The sequence below is a fragment of the Variovorax stachyos genome (genome assembly GCF_051400855.1).
GTDB lineage: Bacteria > Pseudomonadota > Gammaproteobacteria > Burkholderiales > Burkholderiaceae_C > Variovorax.
Genome location: NZ_JBLFFN010000003.1, coordinates 368206 through 388093, shown reverse-complemented (window position 1 = coordinate 388093; position 19888 = coordinate 368206). Strand labels below are relative to the sequence as shown.

Here is a 19888-nt window from a genome sequence, read left to right as displayed (position 1 = left end):
AAAGGTCGCCTTGACAATTACTGTCGAGGCAACTAATATTTGCGGCATGCCTGCTCCCACCGATCCCGCCGCTGCCGCCCCGCCGCCTGATCCCGCAGGCGAGGCGGCCGGGTTCTACAAGCCCGATTCGTACAACGCCGAAGAGAGCGTCGGCCACATGATGCGTCGCATCACCACCATGGTCGGACAGGCAGTGGCCAGCCAGATGTCGGAGCCGAGCGGCCCCACGTTCCCGCAATGGGCACCCCTGTTCAAGCTGCACATGGGCCACGCGACCACGGTCGCCGAGCTCGCGCGCGAGTGCCAGCTCGACACCGGCGCCATGACCCGCCTGCTCGACCGGCTGGAGGCCAAGGGCCTGTGCCGGCGCGTGCGCTCGGTCTCCGATCGCCGCGTGGTCAACATCGAGCTGACGGAGGAGGGGCGCGAAGCCGCGCGCCAGGTGCCCCATGTGCTGTGCAGCGTGCAGAACGAACTCCTCGCCGGCTTCAGCACCGAGGAATGGGTACAGCTCAAGAGCTATCTGCGCCGCCTCCTGGACAACGCCCAGGCCATCGCGGCCCGTGGAGAAAAGAATGATTCCGCTTCTTCCTGAAACCGCCCGGCGGCCCGTGGCAGCGCTGGCCGCCGCCGCGGCGCTGTTCCTGGCCGGCTGCGCCGACATGGGCCGCATCGACTCGCACGCGAGCCTGCGCGACGCCGCGTCGCTCGGCCTCACGCCCGAAGCCGCCGCCATGGCCGCACCCACCGTCGACAGCCAGTGGTGGCTGGGCTTCGGTGATGCCCAGCTCAACGCCCTGGTGGACCAGGCGCTGCGCGGCAATCCCGACCTGCAGGTCGCGCGAGCCCGCCTCGAGCGCGCGCAGGCTGCCATCGGCGCTGCCGAGGCCGGCCGCCTGCCACAGGTCGACGGCCAGCTCGAGCTCAACAAGCAGAAGTTCAGCAGCAACTACATCTACCCCGCGCCCCTGGGCGGCTCGCGGCAGGAGCTCGGCACGCTGCAGCTCAATGCCAGCTGGGAGCTGGATTTCTTCGGTCGCAACCGCACCGCCATCGAGACTGCCGTCGGCAGCACCAATGCCGCGGCGGCCGATGCCGATGCGGCGCGGGTCCTGCTGGCAAGCAACGTGGCACGCGCCTATGTCCAATGGGCCCGCCTCGATGATCAGCTCGCGGTGGCCCGGCGCACGCTTGCCCAGCGAGAGGAGACCCTCAAGCTGGTGCGCGACCGTGTCTCGGCCGGCCTGGACACGCGCCTCGAACAGTTCCAGAGCGAGGGCGGCCTGCCCCAGGCGCGCCAGCAGATCGAGGCGCTGAACGAGCAGATCGCCCTCGCACGCAACGCGCTGGACGCGCTGGTGGGCCAGCCCGGCGCCACCCGGACGCTCACGGCGCCGAAGCTCGACGGCCTGCGTCCGATCGCGCTGCAGCCCACGATCCCCGCCGACCTGCTCGGCAGGCGTGCCGACATTGCCGCCGCGCGCTGGCGCGTCGAGGCCGCGACCAGCGACGTCGCCAACGCCAGGACCCAGTTCTATCCCAACGTCAACCTGGTGGCCTTCGCCGGCTTCTCGGCGCTCGGCTTCGGCCAGCTCACCAAGTCGGGCAGCGAACAGTGGGGCGTGGGCCCGGCGGTGCGGCTGCCGATCTTCGAGGGCGGCCGCCTGCGCGCCAACCTGCGCGGCAAGACGGCCGATCTCGATGCCGCGATCGAAAGCTACAACGCGGCCGTGCTCGATGCCGTGCGCGACGTGGCCGACCAGGTCGCGAGCGCCCAGGCCGTCGCGCGCCAGCAGGCCGAGCAGGCCGCCTCCCAGCGCGCCGCCGAGTCCGCCTACGACATCGCCGTGCAGCGCTATGGCGCGGGCCTGGGCAACTACCTCAACGTGCTGACGGCCGAGACCACCGTCCTCGCCGAGCGCCGCCAGGCCGTCGACCTGTCCGCGCGGGCCCTCGAGACCCAGGTGGCGCTCGCGCGTGCGCTGGGCGGCGGCTGGCAGCCGCCGGGGCAGGCCACCGCCACCGCCGGCCAGCCGGCGCCCCGACATCCCTGAACACCTTGCCTTGCGCGAATCCGAAGGACATCTCATGGACAGCAACAACACACCCGATGCGAACGTTCCGGCCGAGGCGCCGGCCTCCAACGGCAAGCGACGCCGCGCCCTCACTGCGCTGGCCGCCGTCGTGGTCGTGGCCGGCGCCGGCTGGGGCGCCTACGAATGGCTGGTCGCCAGCCACTACGAGTCGACCGACAACGCCTACGTGCAGGGCAACGTGATCCAGATCACGCCCCAGATCAGCGGCACGGTGATGGCCATCATGGCCGACGACACCGACCTGGTGAAGACCGGCCAGCCTCTCGTGCAGCTCGACCCCGCCGATGCCAAGGTCGCCCTCGAGCAGGCCGAGGCAGCGCTCGGCCAGGCGGTGCGCCAGGTCCGCACGCTCTACGCCAACAACGGCTCGCTGGCCGCACAGGTCGCGCTGCGCCAGGCCGACATCGTCAAGGCGCAGAGCGACATCGCCCGCGCGCAGGACGACCTGAAGCGCCGCCAGGCACTGTCGGGCAACGGCGCGGTGTCGAAGGAAGAACTCAACCACGCCGAGACCACGCTCGCCAACGCGAAGAGCGCGCTGGCAGCGGCGCAGGCCGGCGTGCTCGCGGCGCGCGAGCAGCTGGCCAGCAACCAGTCGCTGACCGAAGGCACCAGCGTCGAGGAGCATCCCAGCGTGCAGGCTGCCGCCGCCAAGGTGCGCGAGGCCTATCTCGCGACGCAGCGCGTCGCGCTGCCCGCGCCGGTCGAAGGCTACGTCGCGAAGCGCACCGTGCAGCTCGGCCAGCGCGTGGCGGCCGGCACGCCCATGATGTCGATCGTGCCGCTCAACCAGCTGTGGGTCGATGCCAACTTCAAGGAAGTCCAGCTGCGCAACATCCGCATCGACCAGCCGGTGAAGCTCATCGCCGACGTGTACGGCAAGAAGGTCGAGTACACCGGCCACGTCGCCGGCCTCGGCGTGGGCACCGGTGCCGCCTTTGCGCTGCTGCCGGCGCAGAACGCCACCGGCAACTGGATCAAGGTGGTGCAGCGCGTGCCGGTGCGCATCGCGCTCGACCCCGAGCAGCTCAAAGCCAACCCGCTGCGCGTGGGCCTGTCGATGGACGTCGAGGTCGACGTGCGGCAAAAGGGCGGCAAGATGCTGGCAGATGCGCCACGCACCACCGCCCTGGCGCAGACGCAGGTCTACAGCCAGCTCGACGAGGGCGCCGATGCGGAAGTGCAGCGCATCATCGCCGCCAATTCGGGCCGCGGCGCGGCGCTCGCGAACACGGGCTCCAAGCCGCCGGTCGCCGGCGTGCCGGCCACCGGCGCGCGTTCGCACGTCAACCCGATCTGAAGCAGGGCACGACGATGGCGACCGCCGCACCGCCCGCGCCACCTGCCGTTCATCCTCCGCTCGAGGGCTCGGCCCGCGTGTGGGGCACGATCGCGCTCTCTGCGGCGACCTTCATGAACGTGCTCGACACCTCGATCGCGAACGTATCGCTGCCGGCCATCTCGGGCGACCTGGGCGTGAGCTCCACGCAGGGCACCTGGGTCATCACCAGCTTCGCGGTGGCCAACGCGATCGCGGTGCCGCTCACCGGCTGGCTCACGCAGCGCTTCGGCCAGGTGCGCCTGTTCATGACCAGCGTGCTGCTGTTCATCATCAGCTCATGGCTGTGCGGCCTGGCGCCCAACATGACCATGCTCATCGCCTTCCGGGCACTGCAGGGCTTCGTGGCCGGGCCGATGATCCCGCTGTCGCAGACGCTGCTGCTGTCGAGCTACCCGAAGGCCAAGGCCGGGCTGGCGATGGCGATGTGGTCGATGACCACGCTGGTCGCGCCCGTCATGGGACCGCTGCTGGGCGGCTGGATCACCGACAACATCTCCTGGCCCTGGATCTTCTACATCAACATCCCCGTGGGCCTGCTCGCCGCAGGCATCACCTGGGGCATCTATCACAAGCGCGAGAGCACCACGCGCAAGGTGCCGATCGACGGCATCGGCCTGGCGCTGCTGGTGCTGTGGGTGGGCTCGATGCAGCTCATGCTCGACAAGGGCAAGGAGCTCGACTGGTTCCATTCGCCCGAGGTGATCGCGATGGCGGTGGTGGCGGTGGTCGGGTTGGCCTTCTTCCTCGCGTGGGAGCTGACGGACAAGCACCCGGTGGTCGACCTGTCGCTCTTCAAGCGGCGCAACTTCTGGTCCGGCGCGCTCGCCACCGCCGTGGCCTACGGCCTGTTCTTCGGCAACGTGGTGATCCTGCCCTTGTGGCTGCAGCAGTTCATGGGCTACACGGCCACGCAGGCCGGCATGATCATGGCGCCGGTGGGGCTGCTGGCGATCGTGTTCTCGCCGATCGTCGGCCTCACGGTCGGGAAGATCGATCCGCGCCGCTATGCGACCTTCTCCTTCCTGGTGTTCGCGCTCGTGCTGTGGATGCGCTCGAACTTCAACACCCAGGCCGACTTCTGGACCATCATGATCCCGACGGTGATCCAGGGCGTTGCGATGGCCTTCTTCTTCATCCCGCTGGTGACGATCACGCTCTCGGGCCTTTCGCCCGATCGCATCGCGGCCGCCTCCGGCCTGTCGAACTTCGCGCGCATCACCGCAGGCGCCGTGGGCACCTCCATCGCGACCACCGTGTGGGAGAACCGCGCCGCGCTGCACCATGCGCAGCTGGTCGAGTCGGTCAACCAGGGCAATGCCGCCGCCAACAGCGCGATGGCGGGGCTCGGTGCCAGTGGCTTTTCCGCCGAGCAGGTGCTCGGGCAGCTCAACCATATGGTGGACCAGCAGTCATTCATGCTGGCGGCCAACGACGTGTTCTACGCGTCGGCGGTGCTGTTCCTGCTGCTGATCCCCTTCGTGTGGCTGGCCAAGCCCGCGCGCAGCGGCGCTGCATCGGACGCCGCGGCAGGCGCGCACTGATCCTTCTCGTCGCGAGTCGTTCCCGCACCGCAGCATAGGCATTTGCCCCAGTAGGCAAGTCCTGCTGCGGCTGCAAACAATGCGTTTCGCGCAGCCATGGTGGCGCGCTCAGATGGACCGCATGACTGATCTTTCCTGCCAGCACCCGGGCGACCGCGCGAGATGAGCGACATCATTCTCGAGACACGCCAGCTCACCAAGGAATTCAAGGGCTTCACCGCTGTCAGCAAAGTCGACCTGAAGGTGGTGCGCGGCTCCATTCACGCCTTGATCGGGCCCAACGGCGCAGGCAAGACGACCTGCTTCAACCTGCTCACCAAGTTTCTCGAGCCCACCTCGGGAACCATCCTGTTCAACGGCCAGGACATCACGGGCGAGCGCCCGGCGCAGATCGCGCGGCGCGGCATCATCCGCTCCTTCCAGATCTCTGCCGTGTTCCCGCATCTCACCCTGCTCGAGAACGTGCGCCTGGGCCTGCAGCGCGCGCTCGGCACCTCCTATCACTTCTGGAAGAGCGAGAAGACGCTCAAGCCGCTCGATGTCCGCGCCCGGGCACTGCTGGCCGAGGTCGGGCTCGAGGACCTGGCCGACGAAGAGACCGTGAACCTGCCCTACGGCCGCAAGCGCGCGCTCGAGATCGCGACCACGCTCGCGATGGAGCCCGAGCTGATGCTCCTCGACGAGCCCACGCAAGGCATGGGCCACGAGGACGTGCACCGCGTGGCCGAGCTGATCAAGCGCGTCTCGGCCGGCCGCACCATCCTGATGGTGGAGCACAACATGAGCGTGGTCTCCACCATTGCCGACACCATCACGGTGCTGCAGCGCGGCGCCGTGCTGGCCGAGGGGCCCTATGCCGAAGTCTCCAGCAACCCGCAGGTGATGGAGGCCTACATGGGCACTGCCGACGGCCAGCTGCAGGGAGCCCATTGAATGAGCGTTCCCGCACTCGAGATCAAGGACCTCCACGCCTGGTACGGCGAATCCCACGTGCTGCACGGTGTCGACATGGTGGTGCAGCCTGGCGAGGTCGTCACGCTGCTCGGCCGCAACGGGGCAGGGCGCACCACCACGATGCGCGCCATCCTGGGCCTGACCGGCGCGCGCAAGGGCAGCATCAAGGTGCACGGCGACGAGACCATCGGCATGCCCACGCATCGCATCGCGCACCACGGCATCGGCTACTGCCCGGAGGAGCGCGGCATCTTCGCCAGCCTCTCGGCCGAAGAAAACCTCATGCTGCCGCCCGCACTCAAAGGAGCGGAAAAGGGCATGTCGGTGGAGGAGATCTACGCCATGTTCCCCAACCTCGCCGAGCGCCGCAACAGCCAGGGCACGCGCCTGTCCGGCGGCGAGCAGCAGATGCTGGCGGTGGCGCGCATCCTGCGCACCGGCGCCAGGCTGCTGCTGCTCGACGAGATCTCGGAGGGACTGGCCCCGGTGATCGTGCAGGCCCTGGCCCGCATGATCCACACCCTGCGCGGCAAGGGCTACACGGTGGTCATGGTGGAGCAGAACTTCCGTTTTGCCGCACCGCTGGCCGACCGGTTCTACGTGATGGAGCACGGCCGCATCGTCGAGAAATTCGGCGCTTCCGAGCTCGACGCCAAGATGCCGGTGCTGCACGAGCTGCTCGGCGTCTGAACCCCGCCTTGTCTGAACCCGTTTGTTTTTTTGCTTGAAGGAGACACCATGAAGACTGCATTCACCGCGATCGCGCTGGCCGTCGGCGTCCTGGCCCTGGCTTCGGGCGCGCAAGCGCAGGAGAAGGTCAAGATCGGCTTCGTCACCGACATGTCCAGCCTGTACTCCGACCTCGAGGGCAAGGGCGGCGCCTCCGCGATCGAGATGGCCATCGCCGACTTCGGCGGCAAGGCGCTGGGCCAGCCCATCGAGCTGCTCACGGCCGACCACCAGAACAAGGCCGACATCGCCGCCTCCAAGGCGCGTGAATGGATCGACACCGCAGGCGTCACCATGATCTTCGGCGGCACCAATTCCGGCACCGCGCTGGCCACGGCCAAGGTGGCGCAGGAGAAGAAGCGCGTCTACTTCAACAACGGGGCCGCGAGCTCGGCGCTCACCAACGAGCAGTGCAGCCCCTACACCGTGCACTACGCCTACGACACCGTAGCGCTCGCCAAGGGCACCGGCGCGACCGTGGTCGAGCAGGGCGGCAAGAGCTGGTTCTTCCTGACCGCCGACTACGCCTTCGGCCACGCGCTGGAAGCCGACACCACGCGCATCGTGAAGGAGAAGGGCGGCACGGTGGTAGGCGCGGTGCGCCATCCGCTCAACGCCTCCGACTTCTCGTCCTTCCTGCTGCAGGCGCAGAACTCCAAGGCGCAGATCCTCGGCCTCGCGAACGCGGGCGGCGACACCATCAACTCGATCAAGGCGGCCCGGGAATTCGGCATCGGCAAGACGATGAAGGTGGCGGGCCTGCTGGTGTTCCTGAGCGACATCCACAGCCTGGGCCTGAAGAACACCGAGGGCCTGCTGCACACCACCAGCTGGTACTGGGACTTGAACGACGACACGCGCAAGTGGGCCGCGCGCTACTACGAAAAGAACAAGCGCATGCCCACCGACATCCAGGCCGCCGACTACTCGGCCACCATGACCTACCTGAAGGCGGTCGAGGCGGCCAAGACCACCGATTCAGACAAGGTGATGGAGCAGCTCAAGAAGATGCCCATCAGCGACTTCTTCGGCAAGGGCCAGATCCGCGCGGACGGCCGCTATGTCCACGACATGTACCTGGTGCAGGTCAAGGCCCCGTCCGAATCGAAGAAGGAGTGGGACTACCTGAAGGTGGTCAAGACGCTGCCAGGCGACCAGGTCTTCACGACCAAGGCCGAGTCCAAGTGCGCCCTCTGGAAATGATCGGGATCCGTTTGCAAGGAAAGAACAAATGAAGAACAAGTCTGCACTGCCGGCCATCGTCCTCGGCCTCGCCATGGCCGCGGGCGCCGCCCAGGCCCAGGTCAAGATCGGCTTCATCACCGACATGTCCAGCCTCTACGCGGACGTCGAGGGTCGCAACGGCGCCACCGCGATCCAGATGGCCATCGACGACTTTGGTGGCAAGGTCAACGGGCAGCCCATCGAGCTGCTCACGGCCGACCACCAGAACAAGGCCGACATCGCCGCCTCCAAGGCGCGCGAATGGATCGACACGGCAGGGCTGACGATGCTCTTCGGCGGCACCAACTCCGGCACCGGCCTTGCGATGGCTAAGGTGGCGCAGGAGAAAAAGCGCGTCTTCATCGTCAACGGCGCCGGCACCTCGGCGCTCACCAACGAGCAGTGCAGCCCCTACACCGTTCACTACGCCTACGACACCGTGGCGCTCGCCAAGGGCACGGGCGGCGCGGTGGTGGCGCAGGGCGGCAAGAGCTGGTTCTTCCTGACCGCCGACTACGCCTTCGGCGCGGCGCTCGAGGCCGACACCGCCAAGGTGGTCAAGGAGAAGGGCGGCACGGTGGTCGGCGGCGTCAAGCATCCGCTCAATGCCTCCGACTTCTCGTCCTTCCTGCTGCAGGCGCAGAACTCCAAGGCGCAGATCCTGGGCCTCGCGAACGCGGGTGGCGACACCATCAACGCGATCAAGGCGGCCAAGGAATTCGGCATCACCAAGACGATGAAGATGGCGGGCCTGCTGGTCTTCATCACCGACATCCACAGCCTCGGCCTGAAGAATACCGAAGGCCTGCTGCTCACCACCAGCTGGGACTGGAACATCGACGACAAGACGCGCGCCTTCGGCAAGAAGTTCTTCGACAAGACCAAGCGCATGCCGACCGACATCCAGGCCGCCGACTACTCGGCCACCATGACCTACCTGAAGGCGGTGCAGGCCGCCGGCACGACGGATGCCGACAAGGTGATGGAGCAGCTCAAAAAGACGCCGGTCGACGACTTCTACGCCAAGGGCCGCATCCGCGAGGACGGGCGATTCGTGCACGACATGTACCTGGTGCAGGTCAAGAGCCCGGCCGAGTCGAAGCAGCCCTGGGACTACTACAAGGTCGTGAGCAAGCTGCCGGGCGACCAGGTCTTCACCACCAAGGCCGAGAGCAAGTGCGCCCTCTGGAAGTAGTGCCCGCAGTCGCGCTCGCGCCCCCGGCCGCCCGCCCGGCTGCTTAGCCTGGCCAGGCGCGGCGGCTCCGCTGAAAAACAAGATCCAATGACCATTTCCTTTCCAGCACTGTTGAGCCAGCTCCTCCTCGGGCTGGTCAACGGATCGTTCTATGCGATCCTGAGCCTCGGGCTCGCGGTGATCTTCGGCCTGCTCAACGTCATCAACTTCGCGCATGGCGCGCTGTTCATGCTGGGCGCGGTGCTGGCGTGGATGGCGATGAACTACTTCGGCATCAACTACTGGGTGATGCTGGTGGCGGCGCCGATCATCGTCGGGCTGTTCGGCGTTGTCATCGAGCGGCTGCTGCTGCGCTGGATCTACAAGCTCGACCACCTCTACGGCCTCTTGCTCACGCTCGGCCTCACGCTGCTGATCGAGGGCGTGTTCCGCTCCGTCTACGGCGTCTCGGGCCTGCCCTACGACACGCCCGATGCGCTGGCCAGCGCCACCGATCTCGGCTTCATGATCCTGCCCAACTACCGTGCCTGGGTGGTGGTGGCCTCCCTGGTGGTCTGCTTCGCGACCTGGTTCGTGATCGAGAAGACGCGCCTGGGCGCCTACCTGCGCGCCGGCACCGAGAACCCGCGCCTGGTGGAGGCCTTCGGCGTCAATGTGCCGCTGATGGTCACGCTCACCTACGGCTTCGGCGTCGCGCTCGCCGCCTTTGCGGGCGTGCTGGCCGCACCGGTGATCCAGGTCTCGCCGCTGATGGGGCAGAACCTCATCATCGTGGTCTTCGCTGTGGTGGTGATCGGCGGCATGGGCTCGATCATGGGCGCCATCCTCACCGGCCTGGGCCTGGGCGTGATCGAGGGGCTCACCAAGGTCTTCTATCCCGAGGCCTCGTCCACGGTGGTCTTCGTGATCATGGTCATCGTGCTGCTGATCCGGCCGGCCGGCCTGTTCGGCAAAGAGAAGTGAAGCGGCCCGCCCGATGAAGAACAACAACATCTCCCTCGTCCTCTACGGCCTGCTGCTGCTCGGGCTGGTCGCCGCGCCCTTCCTCGGCGCGTACCCGGTGTTCGTGATGAAGCTCATGTGCTTCGCGCTGTTCGCCTCGGCCTTCAACCTGCTGCTCGGCTACACCGGGCTGCTGTCCTTCGGCCACGCGGCCTTTCTCGGCGGCTCGGCCTATGTGGCCGGGCACGCGATGAAGGTCTGGGGCCTGTCGCCGGAACTGGGCCTGATTGCCGGCACGCTCACCGGCGGGTTGCTGGGCTGGCTGTTCGGCGTGCTGGCCATACGGCGCCAGGGCATCTACTTCGCGATGATCACGCTGGCGCTGGCGCAGATGGTCTTCTTCATCTGCCTGCAGGCCAGGTTCACCGGCGGCGAGGACGGCCTGCAGGGTGTGCCGCGCGGCAAGCTCTTCGGCCTGCTCGACCTGCAGGACGACCTGGTCATGTACTACGTGGCTTTGGTGGTCGTCGTCGCGGCCTTCCTGCTGATCGTGCGCACCATCCATTCGCCTTTCGGCCAGGTGCTCAAGGGCATCAAGGAGAACGAGCCGCGAGCGCTCTCGCTGGGCTACGACGTCGCCCGCTTCAAGCTGCTGGCCTTCGTGATCTCGGCCGCGGTCTCGGGCCTGGCCGGCTCGCTCAAGACACTGGTGCTGGGCTTCGCCACGCTGTCCGACGTGCACTGGACCGCCTCGGGCCAGGTGATCCTGATGACGCTGGTGGGCGGCCTGGGCACGCTGTCCGGCCCGCTGGTCGGCTCGGCGGTGGTGGTGCTGCTCGAGAACAAGATCGGCGAATTCGGCCACCTGCTCGCCAGCCTGACCTCCATCCAATGGTTCGGCACGCTGGGCGAGTCGGTCACCATGGTCACGGGCCTGATCTTCGTGATCTGCGTGCTGGCCTTCCGCAGGGGGATCATGGGTGAGATCATTGCCTTCGTTTCACGGCGGCGCTGAGGCGGAGGCTCATCTTCGCCCAAGAACTTTCCGTCTCCGTCATTGGTCGAGAGTCGGCGGCTCCCTGGTGCGAATCGCGACCGACACGTCGATAGTAAGATGCCTCGTCAAAGGAGTAACTACATGCCGGACCCGGTTGCCGAACTTTCGCAGCGAGCCCTGACGCTTGCCCCCCAAGATCGCGCACGCCTTGCAGAAGAGTTGCTGGCATCGCTGGGAGGCGATCTGGAGCCTGAAGTGGATGCCGCCTGGGACGCCGAGCTCAAGAAGCGCATTGCCGAAGTTGAAAGCGGGACAGTGAAGCTCATTCCTGCTGATGAAGTTTTCGAGAGGGTTCGGCGCTCCCTGCGGTGAAATCTGTTCGATTCCACCCCGACGCAGAAGTTGAGCTCACAGCCGAAGCTTGCTTCTACGAGGAAAGAGCCGTCGCTCTAGGTGAGCGATTCATACAAGAAGTGCAAGCGGCGGTGCAACTCGCCGCAGCCTTCCCCGGCATCGGTTCACCGTACAGGTACGGTACACGCCGCGTCTTTCCCAAGAGCTTTCCGTTTTCCATCATTTATCGGGAGTTGGCGGCCGACATTGTTGTTCTTGCCATCGCTCCCTTCCCGAGGAAGCCGGGCTATTGGCGCCAGCGCAAGACCGGCGGCTAATCGTTCCATTCCTGGAGCCCGACCATGTGGCACCCCGCCCAACGCTACCCCGACCCCGCCATCGAGATCCTCGACCCGCGCTTCGCCAAGTACCGTCTGATGAGCGCCGCAGTCGAGCGCCTGGCCACCGGCTTTCGCTGGGCCGAGGGGCCGGTGTGGTTCGGCGACGGCCGCTACCTGCTGTGGAGCGACATCCCCAACGACCGCGTGCTGCGCTGGGACGAGGAGACCGGCACCGTCAGCCACTTCCGCAAGCCATCGAACTTCGCCAACGGCCACACGCGCGACCGGCAAGGGCGCCTGCTCAGCTGCGAGCACGGCACCCGCCGCGTGACACGCACCGAATACGACGGCAGCGTCACCGTGATCCTCGACCGCTTCGAAGGCAAGCGCCTCAACTCGCCCAACGACATCGTGGTCAAGTCGGACGACTCGATCTGGTTCACCGATCCACCTTTCGGCATCCTCGGCCACTACGAAGGCCACGCGGCCGAGCCGGAGCTGCCGACCAACGTCTACCGCGTCGATGGGCAGACGGGCAAGGCCACCGTGGTCTGCGACGACATCGAGCGTCCCAACGGCCTGTGCTTCTCGCCCGACGAAAGCCTGCTCTACGTGGTCGAGTCGGGCAGCACGCCGCGCCGCATCCGCGTGTTCGACCTGAGCGAGAACGGCCAGGGCCTGAGGAACGGCCGCGTGTTCGTCGAGGCCGATCCGCAAGGCGCGCCCGACGGGTTCCGCTGCGACGTCGACGGCAACCTGTGGGCCGGCTGGGGCACCGGCGAAGGGCGCGACGGCGTGAGGGTGTTCGCGCCCGACGCCACGCCCATCGGCCGCATCGCGCTGCCGGAGCGCTGCGCCAATGTCTGCTTCGGCGGCCCGGCGCGCAACCGGCTCTTCATGGCAGCGAGCCAGTCGCTCTACGCGCTCTACGTCAACACGCAGGGCGTGCGCGGCGGCTGAAGGGGCATCGGTTCTGCTCAGGCCAGGCTCAGGCCCGGCGCAGCAGCCGGCGCAGCACGGTCTTGAGCGGGCTCGCGCCGAAGATCAGCTGCGAGTACGAGACGAAGAGCGCGCGGGGCAGCAGCACGCTGCCGTAGTAGTAGATGCGGTACTGCCGCGGCCCCTGCCGCGTGTCCGGGTGCCGCAGCGCGCGCCGCAGCAGGCCGAGGTCCTTGCCTTCCCCGGCGAGCCAGCGCTCGAGGAAGCTGAGCCAGAGATAGCCGCCCTGGTCGTCCAGCGGCCGCCACAACGCGGAGGCGCCGGCCTGGTGGCGTTCGAGCTGCGCGCGCAGCCACAGGTCGAAGCGCGCAGCGCGCTGTCGCATCGCCTTGATCTGCGCCACCGACACCATCGAGCCCTTGGTCGCGGAGGCGCCGTGCACGCGGTAGCGTGTCAGCGGCTCGGGAATCCAGGCGCAGGGGCTGAGCAGCGCCGCGGCGGTGCACAGCTGAAGGTCCTGGTACATCATCCGGTCGGTGTCCAGCGGGCCGATGGCCTCCAGGACTTCGCGCCGGAAGGCCAGGCCCGAGGTCAGCGAGAGCACGGGGCAGGAAGCCGCCTTCAAGGTCCCGGCGGCCAGCCAGCCCTGCGGCGCACGGCCGCCGGGATAGTAGGGCATCAGGCCCAGATGGGGCTGGCCCTCCGAGAAGCGCTGCATCACGTTGTGCGTCCACCCGGGAAGGTGCCCGTCCACGCGCCGGCGCAGGGCGTCCAGCACCTTCTCGATGCGTTGCGGCGCGATGGCGTCGTCCGCGTCGAGCAGCAGCACCACGTCGCCGGTGCAGGCGGCGAGGGCGGCGTTGGTGGCCATGCAGATGCCGCCGTTGGGCTGGTGGATGGGCTGGACCTGCGTGCAGCGTGCGGCGTAGCCGTCAAGGATCTGCGCGCTGTCGTCGGTGGAGCCGTCGTTCACCACCACGATCTGGTCTGCCGGCACGGTCTGGTCCAGGCAGCTGTCGAGGCATTCGGGCAGGAAGCGGCCGTAGTTGAAACAGATGATCGCGATGCTGACCTTCGGCGCGGCCGGCAGCTCGCCCAGCGCCATGGGCTCGATCGCGAACGGTGCCTCGAACGGGATCTTCTCGAATTTCACGACAGCGACCTCAAAGGCCACGAGGGGCGGCGTCCCGGATTGTGCCTGCGGATTGCGCGCAGGTCGCAGGTGTTACAGCTCCCGGCGCGCCGACCTCTCGCGCCGACATGAGAGCTCTCGGCGGGCGGGGCGGGCGGCACAGGGCGCTCAGGCCTGCACGGCCAAAGGGTTCGCGGCGGGCTCCCCGACCTTCGTCAGCGTGTTGCGGTCGGTGTGGTGGAAGGGCTCGGCCTGCCCCTGGATCTGCATCACGGTGTCCTGGTCGTAGGACCAGGTCCCGTCGGCGTTGAAGGCAACCTCGATGCGCCATTCCAGCGTGGTAAAGGCATGCTCGATGAACGGGTTGGAGACGATGCCGTTCACCAGGCTCCCGTGCGTGGCCACGAGCTCGAAGCGATCCGCATCCGGGCTGGCCTGGCCAGTGGCCATCGCGACCTGGCCGCGCGGGATCGCCAGCGTGTGCATGACCGTGCCGGTGGCGGGCTCCCACAGCCAATAGCCGACCTGGTCGTGGTACGTCTTGGTCAGGCCCGGCTTGTGGATGAAGGTGTGATAGCGCAGCCCATAAAGCACCTGCGGGCCGTTGGTCTGCGGATCGATCGGCTGCAGCTCGTAGTGCTCCACGTAGACCTGCGTCTTCGGCCCTTGCGCCTTGGGCTTGACGTCCACGCCCTTCTCGCCGCGCCACAGGCCCGCCATCCGGCGCAGGGGGCCGAGATTGTCGAGGGTTCGTCCATCCAGGTCGGAAGGCTCGGTATAGATGTCGTCGGGGAACTTGGGCATGAGCAGGAGCGATCGGGGTTGCGGGGATGCCTCGGGCCAGCGGTGAGCCGGCGCCAAGGCGACCCGGATTCTGCCTTGCCCGCCGGCGCGCGCGACGACCGCTGCGCTACATCCGCAACGGCTGCGCGTACCCCGTCATCTCCAGGTACCCGCGCCCGATGCGCCGGCCGCTCTCGTCCAGCAGGTCGCTCACGCCCTCCCAGTAGACGGCGCCGGTCGAGCCGCGGCTGTCGAGCTCCTGGTCGTCGAGCAGGGACTGCACGGTGAAGGCGCCCGCGGGCGTGTCGATGCGCCAGCGCAGCGGATAGACGGCCCGGGTGCGCGGACTGGTCCAGGGGCGCGCGCCTTCGAAGCGGACTTCATCGGCACCGAACACGCGCAGCTGCCCATCGGCACTGCGCAGCGAGCCGCCGAACCACAGCGCCGAGCCGTCCCGCCGGCGAATGCGGAAGGCCATCAACGCCCCACCGTCGTCCAGGTTCATGCCCACCCAGTCCCAGCCGGCCGCATCGGGATGCAGGTAGGCCTCGCTCCACTCGTGGTCCAGCCACGCCGTGCCCTGCACATCGAAGCCTCGGCCCTGGACGCTGAGGCGGCCCTGCGTCGCGAGCTGCGGTTCGCTGTAGTAGTAGCTGGCCTGCTCGGGCTCCGGCCCCTTGCGCGACAGGCCGTCCTTGCCTTGCAGCAGCACCGGGCGGGTCGGGGTGAAGCGCAGGTCGAGTGCGAAGCCCTCGGCCGGCAGGCTGCCCACGTAGCCGCCGGCGTCGCGCCTGAGCGTCCAGTTGCGCAGCCGGACGTCGGTGTCTCCCTCGGCGGCGGACGCGATGCCGAAGCCCGCGCGCGCGATGCGCTGGTCGTGCCAGAGCCTGCGCGCCTCGAGGTCGGTGACGGCCGCGTGCGCGAAGATCATCTGCCGCGCCGCGAAGGCCGAGCGCATCTGCTGCGTGGCATCCACGCGAGCGCGGAAGAAGGTGAGCTGAAAGCCGAACTCGCGCGTGCCCGAGCGTGCGTGCCCGGTGATGTACCACCACTCGGTGCGCAGCTCCGGATGGCTGCCGAAGTCGCGCGGAAACTGCATCGTGCGCGCGGGCAGCGCCCATGCGGCCGGCATCGCCAGCGCGGTCATGGCGAGCAGGGCGCGTCGGGACAGTCCGTATGGGCTCACTGGAGTACCGGGGTCCTCAGCCCGCGAGCGCGGCCTGCACGCGCTGCTCGGCCGCGCTGCAGTCGCCGAAGTTCTGCGCCACCCAGCCGAGGTCGTGGTAGCTGGGCAGATAGCGCTCGCCCGCGTCGCACAGCAGCGAGAGGATGGAGCCCTGCCGCCCGGCCGCGCGCATCTCGCCGGCCAGCGCCAGCATGCCGATGAAGTTGGTGCCGGTCGAGGGCCCCACCTTGCGGCCCAGCAGGCGGGAGAGCACGCGCATCGCGGCCACCGACTCGACGTTCGGCACCTCGATCATTCGGTCCACCAGCGATGGGATGAAACTGGGCTCCACCCGCGGCCGGCCGATGCCCTCGATGCGCGAACCCGGCGCCGTCAGCGACGCGTCGCCGCTGCGGTAGTACGCAGAGAACACCGAGCCCTCGGGGTCGGCCACGCAGATCCGCGTGCCGTGGCAGCGGAAGCGCACATAGCGTCCGATGGTCGCGCTGGTGCCGCCGGTGCCGGCACCCACCACGATCCAGGCCGGCACCGGATGCCGCTCGTGGGCCATCTGCTGGAACATGCTCTCTGCGATGTTGTTGTTGCCGCGCCAGTCGGTGGCGCGCTCGGCGTAGGTGAACTGGTCCATGTAGTGGCCGCCCTCGCGCTGCGCCAGTGCGCGGGCCTCGTCGTACACCTGCGCCGCGTGCTCGACGAAGTGGCAGCGGCCGCCATAGAAATCGATCTGTGCGATCTTCTCGGGCGAGGTGCTCCTCGGCATCACCGCGATGAAGGGCAGGCCCAGCAGGCGCGCGAAGTAGGCCTCGCTCACCGCCGTCGAGCCGCTCGAGGCCTCGACGATGGTCGTGCCCTCGCCGACCCAGCCGTTGCACAGCGCGTAGAGAAAGAGCGAGCGCGCCAGCCGGTGCTTGAGGCTGCCGGTCGGGTGCGTCGATTCGTCCTTGAGGTAGAGGTCGATGCCGTGCACGGCGAAGCCGGGCAGCGGCAGCGGTATCAGGTGCGTGTCGGCGCTGCGCTGGTAGTCGGCCTCGATGCGGCGGATTGCGCTGGCAAGCCAGCCGGCACAGGCGGAAGGGGATGCGTCCATGGGGGCATTGTCACCACTGTCCAGGCGCTTGCGTGCGAACGATGGCCAGGCTGCAACAATGTCTGTCTGCCTCACGATCGAATTCATCTTGGCCCGCCGCGTCGACCCCTACAGCCTCCGATTGTTCGTTTCCGCCGCTCGCGCGGGGTCGATCGTGCGCGCCGCCGGACAAGAACACATCGCGCCGTCCGCATTGAGCCGGCGCCTCGCCGACCTCGAGCACGCCTTCGGCACGGCGCTGCTCGTGCGTTCGCCACGTGGCATCGCGTTGACCGATGCCGGCCGGATGGTGCTCGCGCGCGGCGAAAAGATCGACAGCGACCTGCAGGCACTGGTGCGCGAGGTCCAGACCCAGGGCGGTGAGGTGCGCGGCACGGTGCGCCTGTACGCGAACATGTCGGCCGTGATCGGCTTCCTGCCCGAGCGGCTGCGCACCTTCATGGCCGTCTATCCCGGCGTCGCGGTCTCGCTGCAGGAGAACGACACGCGCGACGTGATCCGCGCCTGCCTGGACGATCGAGCCGACGTCGGGGTCGGGGTCGACATGTCGGTTGGCGCCGGCCTCGAATCGTGGCCCTTCGCCACTGACCCGCTGCAAGTGGTGCTCCCTGCAGGCCACGAGCTCGCGAAGCGCAAGGCGCTCAGCTTTTCGCAGGCGCTCGAGCACCCCTTGATCGGCGTGCACCAGGGCGGCGCCCTCGATCGTTCGCTGCATGAGCGCGCCGCTGCCCTGCAGCGACCTTTCGCGCCTACCGTGTCGGTCAGCAGCTTCGACGCGGTCTGCCGCATGGTCGAAGCCGGCCTCGGCATCGCGGTGATTCCTCGCAGCGCCGCCGCGGCCTACGCAGGCAATCCGCGCTTCGTCCGACGGCCGCTCGACGAGCCCTGGGCGGCGCGCGAACTCCGCATGTATGCGCTTCGGAAGTCGCCGCGATTGCGCGCAGTCGCGGCACTGATCGAAAGCCTGCGAGGGTAAGCCCCGATCTCGCATTTCGCGAGAGCCCGTCTGCCGTGTCGGCGCTTTATGTCACCTGGGGTGCTCGGGAGAATCCGGCCCATGCCAGCCAGTTCCCCAGCCAGCAGCCGGACCCTCCAGTTCGCGCCGCGCGTGCTCTACCTCAGCCGGTCGGCCGACGTGGTCCGCCGCAGTCTCGAGGGCGAAGCAGTTGCGCTCGACGCGGCACGCCCCTTGCGCGACGACGTGTCGACCGACGAGATCACGCCGGTGCCGATCCTCACGCACTACGACGACAAGCTCGGCCGCTACCCCTACACCGGCTTTCGCGCAGGCGAGGACACGCCGATCGGACCCGATGCGATCCGCGGCCATCGCATCGAGGTGGTCGTGGCCGGCAAGCGCTACGGCAAGGGCTCCTCGCGCGAGCACAGCCCGGCCGCTGAAAAGCTCGCGGGTGTGCGGCTCGTGATCGCCGAAAGCTTCGAGCGCATCTATCGCCAGAACGCCGACAACATCGGCCTCTTCACCTCGACAGACTTCAGCCTGGTCGCGCGCATCCAGGCGGGCGAGGCGATTCCGCTGGACGATCTCGTGTCCGGTCGCGACGCGCTGGCGGCGACGATCCTTCGCACCGGTGGATTGCTGCGCTTCGGCCAGCAGCACATGCAGTCCATCACGTGGGCGCCGGACACGACCGGCGCGGGCCCGCGCACCCTGTTCGAGAAGATCGTTGCGCGTCACGCCCTGGCGACGGAACTGACCGCCGCGCATCCGGCGCCTGGAGACGGCGCCTTCGTGCGAGCCGATTGGCGCTTCATTCACGAGTACTACACCGGAATGGCCGCGCATATGCTTCACGCGAGCTTCGGCCGGCCGCTGGCGCTGCGCGACCCGGCATCGGTCATCGTGTTCGAGGACCACACGTCCTACGTCGAAGAAAGCCCTGCCCACGTGCGCGGCGGGCTGGTGCCCAACGTACACCGGATGGTCGAGGCGCAGCGCGCGTTCGCAGAAGACTATGCCTTGCGCACCCACCGCACCTTGACCGAGGCCGAGGCGAGCTCGGACGACGGAAGCAAGGTCGCGGGCATCTCGCATGCGGTGATTGCCGAGCACTATGCTCTGCCCGGTCAGCTGGTGGTCGGAACCGATTCGCACACACCTCACAGCGGCGCATTGGGCTGTGTAGCCTTCGGCGTCGGAAGCACCGACATGGCAAATGCATTCGTGACGGGCGCGGTCCGGCTCACGGTGCCGGAGTCGTTGCGGGTCGTGCTCGACGGGCGCGTGCCGGTAGGCGTCACGGCCAAGGATGTCGTGCTGCACCTGCTTGCATTGCCGCTTATCCGCGCCGGCGGGGGCGTTGGCAAGGTGTTCGAGTTCTGCGGGGATGCCGTCGCCGGCTTGTCCACCGACGAACGCGCGACCCTCACCAACATGACGGCTGAGCTCGGCGGGTTCACCGGCATCGTCGCACCCGACGCGGAGACTTCACGTTTCCTGCGCGAGCGCAGAGCCATCGAGTTCGTAGTGGAGGACTGGATGCGCAGCGACGAGAACGCCGCCTACGCGGCAACCTTGCGCGTCGATTGCGCCGCCGTGGTGCCGATGGTGGCTCGTCCCGGTGATCCCGGCAAAGGCGTGCCGCTCAAGGGCCTGCCATTTCGGGTTCCTGTCGACATCGCCTACGGCGGCTCGTGCACCGGAGGCAAGCGGGAGGATTTCGACCACTACCACGCCGTTCTCCGCTGGGCGGCCGACCGAGGGCTGCGCATAGGGCAGAACGTCGAACTGCTTCTTCAGTTCGGCACGACCTCGGTGCGCGACTACTGCATCGCCAAGGGCTATCTCGACGCGTTCGAAAAGGTCGGTGCCCGCATCCTCCAGCCATCGTGCGGCGCATGCGGCAATTGCGGCCCCGGGGGCTCGTCGCGCAGTGACCAGGTGACGGTGAGCGCAATCAACCGCAACTTTCCCGGACGCGGAGGTCCCGGCCAGGTCTGGCTGGCCAGCCCTCCCACGGTCGCAGCGAGCGCGATCGCCGGCGAGCTTTTGTCCTTTGAAGAACTGCAGCAGCGCCACGCCGCGATGCATTGATGACCTGCAAGA

At 68.0% G+C, this 19888-nt stretch carries 19 protein-coding genes; 15 read left to right on the top strand and 4 right to left on the bottom strand.

The window, feature by feature from the left end:
- Positions 1-46 precede the first annotated feature (46 nt).
- The 13 genes from ACMGEZ_RS07890 to ACMGEZ_RS07830 all read left to right on the top strand — a co-directional run bounded on the left by ACMGEZ_RS07890 (position 47) and on the right by ACMGEZ_RS07830 (position 12654).
- Complete coding sequence (locus ACMGEZ_RS07890; RefSeq protein ID WP_436821705.1) at positions 47-595, top strand: MarR family winged helix-turn-helix transcriptional regulator; 549 nt, start codon at positions 47-49, stop codon at positions 593-595.
- Complete coding sequence (locus ACMGEZ_RS07885) at positions 576-2054, top strand: efflux transporter outer membrane subunit (protein ID WP_436821704.1); 1479 nt, start codon at positions 576-578, stop codon at positions 2052-2054. The genes ACMGEZ_RS07890 and ACMGEZ_RS07885 overlap by 20 nt, the downstream gene beginning before the upstream one ends.
- A gap of 34 nt (positions 2055-2088) precedes the next feature.
- A complete protein-coding gene (locus tag ACMGEZ_RS07880; protein ID WP_436821703.1) occupies positions 2089-3396 on the top strand; it encodes an HlyD family secretion protein in 1308 nt (435 codons plus the stop codon).
- A gap of 14 nt (positions 3397-3410) precedes the next feature.
- Entirely contained in the window at positions 3411-4979 is a 1569-nt protein-coding gene (locus tag ACMGEZ_RS07875) for a DHA2 family efflux MFS transporter permease subunit (protein ID WP_436821702.1), read from the top strand.
- A 162-nt stretch (positions 4980-5141) separates the two neighbouring features.
- Positions 5142-5912, top strand: a complete 771-nt coding sequence (locus ACMGEZ_RS07870) for an ABC transporter ATP-binding protein (protein ID WP_436821701.1) — start codon at positions 5142-5144, stop codon at positions 5910-5912.
- On the top strand, positions 5913-6623 hold the full coding sequence (locus tag ACMGEZ_RS07865) for an ABC transporter ATP-binding protein (RefSeq protein WP_436821700.1): 711 nt from the start codon (positions 5913-5915) through the stop codon (positions 6621-6623). It begins immediately after the preceding gene.
- A gap of 48 nt (positions 6624-6671) precedes the next feature.
- Entirely contained in the window at positions 6672-7865 is a 1194-nt protein-coding gene (locus tag ACMGEZ_RS07860; protein WP_436821699.1) for an ABC transporter substrate-binding protein, read from the top strand.
- Positions 7866-7893: 28 nt separating this feature from the next.
- Positions 7894-9081: an ABC transporter substrate-binding protein gene (locus ACMGEZ_RS07855; protein WP_436821698.1), complete on the top strand. Its 1188-nt coding sequence runs from the start codon at positions 7894-7896 to the stop codon at positions 9079-9081.
- An 87-nt stretch (positions 9082-9168) separates the two neighbouring features.
- On the top strand, positions 9169-10044 hold the full coding sequence (locus ACMGEZ_RS07850; RefSeq protein ID WP_436821697.1) for a branched-chain amino acid ABC transporter permease: 876 nt from the start codon (positions 9169-9171) through the stop codon (positions 10042-10044).
- Between the two features lie 13 nt (positions 10045-10057).
- Positions 10058-11038 (top strand): branched-chain amino acid ABC transporter permease, encoded by a 981-nt coding sequence (locus tag ACMGEZ_RS07845; RefSeq protein WP_436821696.1) that lies wholly within the window; start codon positions 10058-10060, stop codon positions 11036-11038.
- 123 nt (positions 11039-11161) lie between these two features.
- Complete coding sequence (locus tag ACMGEZ_RS07840; protein WP_436821695.1) at positions 11162-11392, top strand: addiction module protein; 231 nt, start codon at positions 11162-11164, stop codon at positions 11390-11392.
- Entirely contained in the window at positions 11389-11691 is a 303-nt protein-coding gene (locus tag ACMGEZ_RS07835; RefSeq protein WP_436821694.1) for a type II toxin-antitoxin system RelE/ParE family toxin, read from the top strand. The genes ACMGEZ_RS07840 and ACMGEZ_RS07835 overlap by 4 nt, the downstream gene beginning before the upstream one ends.
- 24 nt (positions 11692-11715) lie before the next feature.
- On the top strand, positions 11716-12654 hold the full coding sequence (locus ACMGEZ_RS07830) for an SMP-30/gluconolactonase/LRE family protein (RefSeq protein WP_436821693.1): 939 nt from the start codon (positions 11716-11718) through the stop codon (positions 12652-12654).
- A gap of 28 nt (positions 12655-12682) precedes the next feature.
- On the opposite strand, the gene ACMGEZ_RS07825 is transcribed toward ACMGEZ_RS07830, so the two are convergent.
- From ACMGEZ_RS07825 to ACMGEZ_RS07810, 4 genes are all read right to left on the bottom strand, one after another.
- Entirely contained in the window at positions 12683-13786 is a 1104-nt protein-coding gene (locus ACMGEZ_RS07825) for a glycosyltransferase family 2 protein (protein ID WP_436821692.1), read from the bottom strand.
- A gap of 147 nt (positions 13787-13933) precedes the next feature.
- Positions 13934-14569 carry an FABP family protein gene (locus ACMGEZ_RS07820; RefSeq protein ID WP_436821691.1) on the bottom strand — a complete coding sequence of 212 codons (636 nt, stop codon included), beginning with the start codon at positions 14567-14569 and terminating at the stop codon, positions 13934-13936.
- A gap of 106 nt (positions 14570-14675) precedes the next feature.
- Entirely contained in the window at positions 14676-15695 is a 1020-nt protein-coding gene (locus ACMGEZ_RS07815) for a lipocalin-like domain-containing protein (protein ID WP_436821783.1), read from the bottom strand.
- Positions 15696-15750: 55 nt separating this feature from the next.
- A complete protein-coding gene (locus tag ACMGEZ_RS07810) occupies positions 15751-16821 on the bottom strand; it encodes a PLP-dependent cysteine synthase family protein (protein WP_436821690.1) in 1071 nt (356 codons plus the stop codon).
- Between the two features lie 58 nt (positions 16822-16879).
- Between ACMGEZ_RS07810 and ACMGEZ_RS07805 the strand changes: the two genes are divergently transcribed.
- Positions 16880-17797 (top strand): LysR substrate-binding domain-containing protein, encoded by a 918-nt coding sequence (locus ACMGEZ_RS07805; protein ID WP_436821689.1) that lies wholly within the window; start codon positions 16880-16882, stop codon positions 17795-17797.
- Positions 17798-17878: 81 nt separating this feature from the next.
- Positions 17879-19876, top strand: a complete 1998-nt coding sequence (locus ACMGEZ_RS07800; RefSeq protein ID WP_436821782.1) for an aconitase family protein — start codon at positions 17879-17881, stop codon at positions 19874-19876.
- The last annotated feature ends 12 nt before the right edge of the window (positions 19877-19888 follow it).

What these genes read in the sequence shown, in the direction of transcription:
- ACMGEZ_RS07890 (WP_436821705.1), top strand. Translation starts at nt 47, where the DNA reads ATGCCTGCTCCCACCGATCCCGCCGCTGCCGCCCCGCCGCCTGATCCC.
- ACMGEZ_RS07875 (WP_436821702.1), top strand. Translation starts at nt 3,411, where the DNA reads ATGGCGACCGCCGCACCGCCCGCGCCACCTGCCGTTCATCCTCCGCTC.
- ACMGEZ_RS07840 (WP_436821695.1), top strand. Translation starts at nt 11,162, where the DNA reads ATGCCGGACCCGGTTGCCGAACTTTCGCAGCGAGCCCTGACGCTTGCC.
- ACMGEZ_RS07830 (WP_436821693.1), top strand. Translation starts at nt 11,716, where the DNA reads ATGTGGCACCCCGCCCAACGCTACCCCGACCCCGCCATCGAGATCCTC.
- ACMGEZ_RS07800 (WP_436821782.1), top strand. Translation starts at nt 17,879, where the DNA reads ATGCCAGCCAGTTCCCCAGCCAGCAGCCGGACCCTCCAGTTCGCGCCG.
- ACMGEZ_RS07870 (WP_436821701.1), top strand. Translation starts at nt 5,142, where the DNA reads ATGAGCGACATCATTCTCGAGACACGCCAGCTCACCAAGGAATTCAAG.
- ACMGEZ_RS07860 (WP_436821699.1), top strand. Translation starts at nt 6,672, where the DNA reads ATGAAGACTGCATTCACCGCGATCGCGCTGGCCGTCGGCGTCCTGGCC.
- ACMGEZ_RS07880 (WP_436821703.1), top strand. Translation starts at nt 2,089, where the DNA reads ATGGACAGCAACAACACACCCGATGCGAACGTTCCGGCCGAGGCGCCG.
- ACMGEZ_RS07820 (WP_436821691.1), bottom strand. Translation starts at nt 14,569, where the DNA reads ATGCCCAAGTTCCCCGACGACATCTATACCGAGCCTTCCGACCTGGAT.
- ACMGEZ_RS07845 (WP_436821696.1), top strand. Translation starts at nt 10,058, where the DNA reads ATGAAGAACAACAACATCTCCCTCGTCCTCTACGGCCTGCTGCTGCTC.
- ACMGEZ_RS07810 (WP_436821690.1), bottom strand. Translation starts at nt 16,821, where the DNA reads ATGGACGCATCCCCTTCCGCCTGTGCCGGCTGGCTTGCCAGCGCAATC.
- ACMGEZ_RS07855 (WP_436821698.1), top strand. Translation starts at nt 7,894, where the DNA reads ATGAAGAACAAGTCTGCACTGCCGGCCATCGTCCTCGGCCTCGCCATG.
- ACMGEZ_RS07805 (WP_436821689.1), top strand. Translation starts at nt 16,880, where the DNA reads ATGTCTGTCTGCCTCACGATCGAATTCATCTTGGCCCGCCGCGTCGAC.
- ACMGEZ_RS07815 (WP_436821783.1), bottom strand. Translation starts at nt 15,695, where the DNA reads ATGACCGCGCTGGCGATGCCGGCCGCATGGGCGCTGCCCGCGCGCACG.
- ACMGEZ_RS07850 (WP_436821697.1), top strand. Translation starts at nt 9,169, where the DNA reads ATGACCATTTCCTTTCCAGCACTGTTGAGCCAGCTCCTCCTCGGGCTG.
- ACMGEZ_RS07865 (WP_436821700.1), top strand. Translation starts at nt 5,913, where the DNA reads ATGAGCGTTCCCGCACTCGAGATCAAGGACCTCCACGCCTGGTACGGC.
- ACMGEZ_RS07885 (WP_436821704.1), top strand. Translation starts at nt 576, where the DNA reads ATGATTCCGCTTCTTCCTGAAACCGCCCGGCGGCCCGTGGCAGCGCTG.